The sequence below is a fragment of the Undibacterium sp. Jales W-56 genome (assembly GCF_025548535.1).
In the GTDB taxonomy this organism is placed as follows: Bacteria; Pseudomonadota; Gammaproteobacteria; order Burkholderiales; family Burkholderiaceae_D; genus Undibacterium.
The window spans coordinates 703,694-713,172 of record NZ_JAJLQW010000002.1 but is presented as its reverse complement, the minus strand read 5'-3'; the positions used below and the strand labels follow the sequence as shown (position 1 = coordinate 713,172).

Below are 9,479 nucleotides of genomic sequence, written 5' to 3'. Positions count from 1 at the left end.
ACGGCCGAACAAGCTGGTGGCCTACAAGTCGGTGGCGCATGTGATGGCCAGCGCACAGCGTCTGGGCGTGACCAAGATCGGTATGGTCGGCAATGAGCAGTTCTTGAAATAAGTAGTTTGTAATTACTTAGCTTCTTGCTGTTTCAAGCACAAAAACTAAGGTATTATTCAAAATTGGCAGGGTTACTCCTGCCTTTTTTCATAGTCAAAAAGCTGTAACGTCCACATTCATTATATTTACTGATTTTTATTGATTGAGAGATCAAAACATGAAGCAACTACGATTGTCACGTCTCGCCGTATTACTTGCTGCGATTGGATTCTGCGCTGTACCTGAGTTGACAACTATCGCTGGCAATACAGCTCATGCCCAGGAAGCAATGCGCCCGGAAATCGGCAAGGTAGTGCAAGCTGCCGGTGAGTTATTTAAGGCCAAGAAGTATAAAGATGCTCTGGCGAAAATTCATGAGACGGACAGCGTAGGCGGCAAGACCGTAAACGAGAATTTCACGATTGAACGTATGCGTGCAGCGATTGCCAGTGCGGCGGGTGACAATGATACGGTGATACGCTCATACGAAGCCATCATTTCCGCCAATAAATTACCTGCTGGCGAACAAGTTAAGTACATTCAGGGTTTGGCATCTGCTTACTACAAAGCGGGTAATTATGCGAAAACTGTGCAATGGGTAAAGCGTTACTACTCAGACGGCGGCAGCGATCCTGCGATGCGTCCCTTCCTGATTCAATCGATGTACATGAGTGGCGATTACTCAGGCACGATGAAAGAGGTTCGCTCCGATCTGGCCGCTGAAGAAAAATCCGGTCGCGCGCCAAGCGAGACAAGCTTGCAGTTATACGCCAACGCAGCATTGAAACAAAACGATAAAGCAACGTATGTTGCTGCGATCGAAAAACTGCTGACTTACTACCCGAAAAAAGATTACTGGCTGGATTTGCTGAATCGCATTCAGAGTAAGCCAGGCTACTCTGAGCGCCTGTCTCTCTATCTGTATCGACTGAAATTCGCTTTGGGTCACATTACCCGCACCAATGATTTTATGGAAATGTCTCAATTGTCTCTGCAAGCAGGTTATCCCGCAGAAGCGATTAAAATCATTGAACAAGGTTACAAAGCCGGTGCATTAGGTACAGGTAACGAAGCGGAACGTCACAAGCGTTTACGCGATCTGGCGAATAAAAATCTGGCGGAAAGCAAAACAAATGCCGCTGCTAACGAAGCGGAAGCCAATCAAAGCAAAGACGGCACCGGTTTGGTTAATCTCGGCTATGCATATGTGACTGCTGGTCAGACTGACAAAGGTTTGAAAATGATCGAGCAGGGTATCGCCAAAGGGGAGTTGAAGCGCCCTGATGATGCCAAGCTATTGCAAGGTATTGCCCTGATTGAGGCTGGTAAAAAATCCAATGCCATCAAGGTATTGAAAACAGTACAAGGTGCCGACGGTACTGCCGATCTGGCGCGCTACTGGATGATCTACGCAAATCAGTCAGGCAAATAATTGCCTGGTATCAGCATCGATGGTTCGATCGGTGTTGTGTTTGACTAAGCTGTTTCTTGAAGCATTAAAATTGCTCAATGCGTGGAGAAGTCCGCAATAAGTAAAAAAGGCACATTCATGTGCCTTTTTTACTTGCTTTGACTGCTTAAGTTAAAATATGCTCAAGATATCAGCTATGCTTTTTGCCTGACTTTGCTTTTGCCAGCAACATCTTCCCGGTATGGATAGTGTGAGTTTTTATCGGGTGATGGACCGTTTTACCGCCATGACTATTATTATGAGCTACCGTAATACGGGCACCCCTCGATCTGGCCTGCTGAATCGGTAGATGGATTTGCAGTGCTTGTCCTGTCGTGACGCTATCGCGCTTCAAATTATTCCAGCCCTTTAAATCAGCGACGCTCACCCGGTAATGCCTGGCAATCGAATTCAGGTTATCGCGCTTGCCGACTTTGATATTGACTTGCCTCGTCGACGGCATTTTTTCAATAATCAGCTGCGCTTTTTCAGCGATTTCAAGTGAGATATCCTGATCCGGTGTTTTGCTGGATTTTGGTACGAGCAGGGTAGAACCGGCTTTGACCAGCATCTTGGCCGGGATCAAATTAACTTCGCGCAGCACTTCAGGTTTTAAGCCTAAGCGGTTTGCCAGGGATTCTATCCGCTCGGTTTTACCGACGGTATGGGTCGCCCATGAAGATAAAGGGCCGCTCCATTTACTCAAGTTATCTTTGAATACCACGGCATTGTCAGTGGGCAGCAGGATTTTGGTAGCGCTGTTACCAGTGATGACCGGGCGATTGAATTGCGGGTTCAGGGCGGTGAAATCGCCGACGGACATTTCAGCCAATTGCGCTGCGACACGGACATCGATATCGCGGGTTTTTTCTACCGAGACAAAGTAAGGTTGATTGTCTAGCTTAGGTAACTCAATGCCAAATTGCTCGGGGTGTCCAATGATGTTTTTGACCGCTTGTAACTTGGGTAGATAGTTTTTGGTTTCGTTCGGCATCAGCGCCGACAGGCTCTCAAAATCGATAGGCAGGCCCATCGCTTGCTGCTTCTTGATCGCACGTTGCACAGAGCCTTCACCCCAGTTATACGCCGCCAGTGCCAATTGCCAGTCACCGAAGATGCCGTACAAACGCTCCAGGTAAGTCAGTGCTGCGTCGGTCGAATCCAATACGCCGCGCCGGTCATCCTTGAACATGTTTTGTTTCAGGTTGAAATCGCGTCCGGTTGCTGCCATGAATTGCCACATGCCTGAGGCTTTAGCGGTCGAGATGGCTTGCGGATTGAAGGCGGATTCGATGAACGGCAATAAGGCCAATTCAGTTGGCATGCCGCGTTTTTCTAATTCTTCAACCACATGAAATAGATAGCGTGAGCCGCGCTGTACGGTGCGTTGTATGTAATCGGTTCTGGTGCTGTACCAGGTCAACTGATTATTTACGAGCTGATTGTCCAGATCCGGAATCGCATAACCACTGCGGATGCGATTCCATAAATCGGTCTCTTGCACTGTTGTATCCAGGGGCAATTCGACTGCGACCGTGCTGGCTGCCGGTGCTGTCTGGATCAGGCTGATGTTGGATTCGGGCGTATTGGCTGATGTGGCTGCATCACGTTCTTCTGCATAGGCTGCTGACGACAGGCAAAACACCAATGTAGGAATCAGAACGGAAGAAATTGCGGGAGAAAAAAGGGAGGAAATAAGCTGTCGGTTAGGTTTCATAGGCGGTGTATTGTCTAATCGATCATGATCGACGGTTTTTTTAGGTAATCGTGAGAGTGTACGCAGGTGCCAATTACAGCGTCAAGAAAAATGTCATTCTTGTTACAAGATAGTTGAGTCCCGGAGGGGCTTGATGACGGTGGCGTAGAGGGAATCGGAATCATCCTTGAGTCACATCAAATCAGGACTCACACAACCACCACCACTCGCCACCGAGACACAGAGAAAAGCAAGGGGAACTGGTTCCGTGGCAAGTGGAGATCAGAACGAATCCGCATGCCGGGTGCGGCTGTTGGCGCGAAATGCCTCGGAAAATCGCATCCAATCTACAGGTTCAATATGAATGGTGGCAAGCAGCTTGCCGTTTTGCGTAAATTCTGCAAATCTGATGATGGTTAAAGGACTTATGCCGCGAAGTCGTTAGCAGTTCAATTGACGGTCCCTGCTATCAATTATTCAGACCAAGTTGCCGTTTATTTTCTAGCCAGGGATGCAAGTCTTCTTTGGTCATCGGCTTGGCATACAAATATCCTTGCGCTAAATGGCAGCCGAATGACAGCAGCGTTTGGGCCTGCATTTCACTTTCGACACCTTCTGCAATGATCGCGATGCCGAGGCTTTTGCCTAGCTGAACGACCATTTTTGCGATGCTGCCTTCACCGGAATCTTGCCTGATTTCATTCACAAAAGCGCGATCGATTTTGAGTTTGTCGATATCCAGTTTTTGCAGATGGCTGAGCGATGAGAATCCCGTGCCAAAGTCATCAATCGAAATTTTAATCCCCAGTTGCTTGATTTGATGCAGTGTTTTGATGAGCAACTCGAGATCTTTCATCGCCATCGATTCGGTAATCTCTAGCTCGATGGATTCCGGCGGCGCCTGCGTATCTAGCAGCGCGCTGTTCAGCGACTGCATGAACAGCGGGTGGGAGAATTGCGCCTGAGAGACGTTAATCGCCATCTGGAAATCCTTATACCCCAAGCTACGCAGGTGAACTAATTCACGGCACGCAGTACGTAGCACCCATTCGCCAATATCAACGATCAAGCCGGAATATTCGGCAATCGGGATAAATAAATCTGGCGGGACGAACTTGCCTTCTTCCGTTTTCCAGCGGAGCAGGGCTTCTGCCCCCACCACTTGTCCGTTCGACATATCTATCTGCGGCTGGAATACCAGGAATAATTTTTTATTCTCAAATGCAGCACGCAGGGCATGCATCAGACGGACGCGTTCACGTATTTCTACCCCCATGTCCCGGGTGAAATAGACGAAGCTGCCGCGCTGATGGGTCTTTGCGCGTTTTAACGCAATATTGGTATCTTTGAGCGCTTCCGATCCGTCGCCGTCATAATCTGCCAGCGCAACTAAGCCGATAGTCGCGGATAGCTGGACGTCTTGATGATCAACCTCAAAGGGGGCGGTGAACAAAGCCAGAATCGCTTGTGGGCAGACCATTTCTTCGTCGCCCAGCAAAGCGAAGGCGTCGCTGCCGACACGAGCAAGCTGGCAATCTTCCCCAAAATGCCTGACCAGGCGTTGTGCGACAGCACACAGCAACAAGTCGCCAAATTGGTGACCTAATGCATCATTGGTTTCAGCAAAGTGATCGATGTCGATCAGTGACAATGCGCTATGTCTTTTGAGCGGCGATTGCAGGGTTTCATTCAATGTCTGCAAGAGCTTGAGTCGATTCGCTAAACTCGTCAGTGGATCGTAAAAAGCGTAGCTATGTAATCTGGAAGTCAGCATCACGTTATCCAGGCCGACAGACACGTTATTGCAGAAGACTTCGAGCAGGCGTTTATCAATCTCACTCAGATTCAGCCCTACATTCAGATAAACCGTCAGGTCACGGTCTGCAACATTACTGAAATAGAGCGTTGTTGACTCTGCCTCGTACAAATTGCGGCGCTCTTGCATGGAGTGTTGTACGATCGCATTGGCCTTTTCATCAACCACATCGCTGACTGGATGGTCAACCAGATGTTGAAACGAATGCGTTGCCGCGATAATTTTGAGTTCTTTTTCTCCGTCTATACCTTGCTGCGAACAGACGAAACCTTCTGCATGGTTACCGAGCAATCCCGAAATTTGCGTCAGTACACCAGAGGCAAAATTTTGCAAGCCACGCAATGCCATCAGTTCAGTGCTGGCGTTGATGATCAGTTCCAATCCGCGGCGACTCGCGCTGATGGCGCAAATTTGTTCGTAGGAGCGAATGGCGGAGGTGACTGCGGTGTAGAGTTTGGTACGGGTTAATTCGGATTTGGTTTTGTAGTCATTGATGTCGTAGTCGCGGATTGCATCGATCTCAGGCGCATACCCTGGCTGCCCTGTACGCAGGATGATGCGAACGTCGGCCAGTCCCAGCGTTTTACGGATATGACTGACGAGCTGCAGGCCCGCGTCCTCTTGCTCCATCACGACATCTAGCAAGATGATCGCGATATCGGTCTCGTGCTGCAATATATCGCGTGCTTCTGCTGCCGAGTAGGCATGCAAAAAACTGAGCGGCCGATGTTGAATTTCCAGGCTGCCTAAAGCAAATGTCGTTGCGGAGTGCACATCCGGATCATCATCAATGATCATGATTCGCCACGTTGGGTGAAGCTTGATCACTGTCGAAGCGTCAATTGCCTCTGGTTCGTCCAGAAATACCAGATCATCTTCGGAAGAGTGGATCATTGCATTCATCTGAGAAGCGACTCCAAGAATAGATTTGTATTTTGACTACAAATCTTGAATAGTTGTGTTTGTATGGAACTATCGCATTAAATTTACAAACAGCCAAGCCACAAATGCTCTATGTGCCCAGTATAAAACAAGAAAACTTAATAAATCCGGGTTCGCACCTATAAAAACTGATTTTGCAGGTGTTTTTTGATGTTTAGCGTCGTTCTCATATGGTGTTTTTATTTGGTTAGGTGATGATCGCTGTTAAAATTGCGTTAATCCTGAATAAAATTTTGCAGAACACTATGTCTGGTAATACTCTTGGAACTTTATTTACTGTAACCACATTTGGCGAGTCCCATGGACCCGCAATCGGTTGTGTCATCGACGGTTGCCCTCCCGGGTTGGTGTTGTCTGAAGCTGATATACAGCCAGAACTGGATCGACGTAAGCCAGGCACCTCGCGCCATGTGACCCAAAGGCAGGAGCCTGACATCGTCGAAATTCTGTCCGGTGTTTATCAGGGCAAAACAACGGGTACGCCTATCGCTTTGCTGATCCGGAATCAGGATCAGCGCAGCAAGGATTATGGCAATATCACAGAAACCTTTCGCCCAGGGCATGCCGATTTCACCTATTGGAACAAGTATGGCATCCGCGACCCGCGCGGGGGCGGGCGTTCTTCCGCGCGTTTGACGGCACCGGTGGTCGGCGCAGCGGCGATTGCAAAGAAGTGGCTGCATCAGCAATATGGCACAACTTTTAACGGTGGCATGAGTCAATTGGGCGACATACTGATCCCCTTCCAATCCTGGGATCATGTGCCTGAGAATCCCTTTTTTGCACCGACCAATGATCCGGTATTGATTGCGCAGCTGGAAGACTATATGGATGCTTTGCGCAAGGATGGCGATTCGATCGGCGCGCGGATTGATGTGGTCGCCAGTGGTGTGCCGATCGGCTTGGGGGAACCTATTTACGACAAGCTGGATGCCGAAATCGCTTATGCCATGATGGGTATCAATGCGGTCAAAGGGGTTGAGATTGGCGCGGGCTTCAAGTGCGTGGCCCAGCGCGGTTCTGAACATGGCGACGAATTAACCCCGCAAGGCTTTGCCGGCAATAATGCGGGCGGGGTTTTGGGCGGTATTTCGACTGGCCAGGATATTACCGTTTCTATCGCCATCAAGCCGACTTCCTCGATCCGCACACCGCGGCGCTCTATTGATAAGGATGGTAATCCTGTGATGGTGGAGACCTTTGGCCGTCATGATCCTTGCGTGGGAATTCGTGCCACACCGATCGCCGAGGCGATGCTGGCACTGGTGCTGATGGATCATGCGTTGAGGCACAGAGCGCAATGCGGTGATGTGCAACTGGCCGCGTCAAAATAATGGATAAAATCGGAAATATGGGGAGTATGCTTGAAAACACCATTAAATCCGCTGCTCCTTCTTGCGGTCTCAATTTATACTCATCTTGAGTATATGTAATTTCCCCGTTCGCCGTCGACGCGATACTGATTGCAGGGCGTACCGCTGCGCCAAATAAAATCAGGGGATTTTTCCGATTCTTCTGATTTTTCCGATAAAAATTTTGCGTGAATTCGCTATTCAAGCTTTTTATATTGGAAGCGGTATGCCTTAAATTGATGCGCGGCACGGTTCTGCAACGCACAATTGTGGCATAATCAAACGCAAATCTTGCATAAGAGTCTCTCGGGCTCGGTCTTTACGGCCACGAAATCACTTGCGTGGTGCACGATTGATCGGTTTCGCCGCATATCCAGCTGGCAGCGCTGTTCAAATTCGATCCTTCATCACGCTTGATTCTTTGTTTTCGCTGAAATTTTGCTGAAATTTCACTGAAACGAATCTATGTCCGGCATTCTCTCTCTGTGCGTGACGCAGTTGATCATATACTTTTTGGTCAACGTTTTTCGTTCATTACGCTGTTAGTTGATTGCTTTTAATTTATACCTCAGGCTTCAGATCATGCTTAAAACGCTTTACGATAAATTGTGGGAATCCCATGTGGTGCATGCGGATCAAGACGGCACGGCAATTTTATATATTGACCGCCATCTGCTACACGAAGTCACCAGTCCCCAGGCTTTTGAAGGACTGAAGCTGGCCGGTCGTCAACCTTGGCGTTTATCGGCGAATCTGGTAGTTGCCGATCACAATGTGCCGACCACGAATCGCATCAATGGTATCGACGACCCCACATCCCGCTTGCAAGTCGAAACGCTGGATGCCAATGCCAAGCAATACGGTCTGACTTATTTTGGCATGAACGATAAGCGGCAAGGCATCGTGCATGTGATCGGCCCGGAGCAGGGAGCCACCTTACCCGGTATGACGGTGGTATGCGGTGATTCGCATACCTCGACGCATGGCGCATTTGCCTGCCTGGCGCATGGCATAGGCACTTCAGAAGTTGAGCATGTGTTAGCCACGCAAACACTGATCGCTAAAAAATCCAAAGCCATGCTGGTCCAGATCGATGGCGCCATGCCTGCCGGCGTGACGGCAAAAGACATCGTGCTGGCAGTGATCGGTAAAATCGGCACGGCCGGCGGTACCGGTTATGCCATCGAATTTGCCGGTTCGACGATTCGCAGTTTGTCGATGGAAGGCCGTATGACCGTCTGCAATATGGCGATTGAGGCGGGCGCACGTGCCGGCATGATCGCAGTCGATCAGACCACCATCGATTACGTCAAAGGCCGTCCATTCTCACCTGCCGGTCCGCATTGGGATACGGCTGTCGCCTACTGGAATACGTTGCATACCGATGCCGGTGCAAAATTTGATATGGTAGTGACGCTGAACGCGACCGAGATTAAGCCGCAAGTCACCTGGGGTACGTCGCCTGAAATGGTGGTGGCGATAGATGGCCGGGTACCGGATCCGGATCAGGAAAAAGACGCGGTTAAGCGTGATGCGATGGAAAAAGCCTTAATCTATATGGCGTTGAAGCCGAATACCGCGATTGAAGATATTCGTATCGACAAAGTATTTATCGGTTCCTGCACCAATTCCCGGATTGAAGATTTACGCGCCGCCGCCGCTATCGTGCGCGGTAAATTCCGTGCTTCCAATGTGAAACTGGCGATGGTTGTGCCGGGGTCCGGCCTGGTCAAAGATCAGGCGGAGCGCGAAGGCCTGGATCAAATTTTCCGCGATGCCGGTTTTGAATGGCGCGAGCCGGGTTGCTCGATGTGCCTAGCCATGAATGCCGATCGTTTGGAGCCGGGCGAGCGTTGTGCCTCGACTTCAAATCGCAATTTTGAAGGTCGTCAGGGCCAGGGCGGCCGCACGCATTTGGTCTCGCCGGCCATGGCTGCGGCGGCTGGTATTGCAGGTCACTTTGTCGATGTCCGCGCCTTGCGCTAATTTTTATTCGAAGGGATTACCATGAAAAAATTATTTACTCTGACTATCTGCGTGTTTGTTCTGGCTGCTTGCAACACGGTGCAAGGCATTGGCAAAGACGTTAAAAAAGCCGGTGAAGTGGTGGAAGGCGCCGGCAAAAAATAATC

6 protein-coding genes and 1 pseudogene are annotated in these 9,479 nt (G+C 49.6%); 5 read left to right on the top strand and 2 right to left on the bottom strand.

Annotated elements, in window-relative coordinates; translation table 11 throughout:
- Together LPB67_RS09215 and LPB67_RS09210 are read left to right on the top strand one after the other, a co-directional pair.
- Window positions 1-112, top strand: a pseudogene (locus LPB67_RS09215) (biopolymer transporter ExbD); the annotation flags it as partial.
- A 157-nt stretch (window positions 113-269) separates the two neighbouring features.
- A complete protein-coding gene (locus LPB67_RS09210; protein WP_262836825.1) occupies window positions 270-1,523 on the top strand; it encodes a hypothetical protein in 1,254 nt (417 codons plus the stop codon).
- Window positions 1,524-1,692: 169 nt separating this feature from the next.
- On the opposite strand, the gene LPB67_RS09205 is transcribed toward LPB67_RS09210, so the two are convergent.
- Together LPB67_RS09205 and LPB67_RS09200 are read right to left on the bottom strand one after the other, a co-directional pair.
- Window positions 1,693-3,258, bottom strand: a complete 1,566-nt coding sequence (locus LPB67_RS09205; protein WP_262836824.1) for a transglycosylase SLT domain-containing protein — start codon at window positions 3,256-3,258, stop codon at window positions 1,693-1,695.
- Window positions 3,259-3,706: 448 nt separating this feature from the next.
- A complete protein-coding gene (locus LPB67_RS09200) occupies window positions 3,707-5,947 on the bottom strand; it encodes an EAL domain-containing protein (RefSeq protein ID WP_262836823.1) in 2,241 nt (746 codons plus the stop codon).
- A gap of 293 nt (window positions 5,948-6,240) precedes the next feature.
- On the opposite strand from LPB67_RS09200, the gene aroC reads away from it, so the two are divergent.
- The 3 genes from aroC to LPB67_RS09185 all read left to right on the top strand — a co-directional run bounded on the left by aroC (window position 6,241) and on the right by LPB67_RS09185 (window position 9,477).
- A complete protein-coding gene (aroC, locus tag LPB67_RS09195; RefSeq protein ID WP_262836822.1) occupies window positions 6,241-7,329 on the top strand; it encodes a chorismate synthase in 1,089 nt (362 codons plus the stop codon).
- 600 nt (window positions 7,330-7,929) lie between these two features.
- Window positions 7,930-9,333 (top strand): 3-isopropylmalate dehydratase large subunit, encoded by a 1,404-nt coding sequence (leuC, locus tag LPB67_RS09190; RefSeq protein WP_262836821.1) that lies wholly within the window; start codon window positions 7,930-7,932, stop codon window positions 9,331-9,333.
- Window positions 9,334-9,354: 21 nt separating this feature from the next.
- Window positions 9,355-9,477 (top strand): entericidin A/B family lipoprotein, encoded by a 123-nt coding sequence (locus tag LPB67_RS09185; RefSeq protein ID WP_262836820.1) that lies wholly within the window; start codon window positions 9,355-9,357, stop codon window positions 9,475-9,477.
- Window positions 9,478-9,479: the final 2 nt, after the last annotated feature.

Coding starts and splice junctions, on each gene's coding strand:
- aroC (WP_262836822.1), top strand. CDS start 6,241: ATGTCTGGTAATACTCTTGGAACTTTATTTACTGTAACCACATTTGGC.
- LPB67_RS09185 (WP_262836820.1), top strand. CDS start 9,355: ATGAAAAAATTATTTACTCTGACTATCTGCGTGTTTGTTCTGGCTGCT.
- LPB67_RS09205 (WP_262836824.1), bottom strand. CDS start 3,258: ATGAAACCTAACCGACAGCTTATTTCCTCCCTTTTTTCTCCCGCAATT.
- LPB67_RS09210 (WP_262836825.1), top strand. CDS start 270: ATGAAGCAACTACGATTGTCACGTCTCGCCGTATTACTTGCTGCGATT.
- leuC (WP_262836821.1), top strand. CDS start 7,930: ATGCTTAAAACGCTTTACGATAAATTGTGGGAATCCCATGTGGTGCAT.
- LPB67_RS09200 (WP_262836823.1), bottom strand. CDS start 5,947: ATGATCCACTCTTCCGAAGATGATCTGGTATTTCTGGACGAACCAGAG.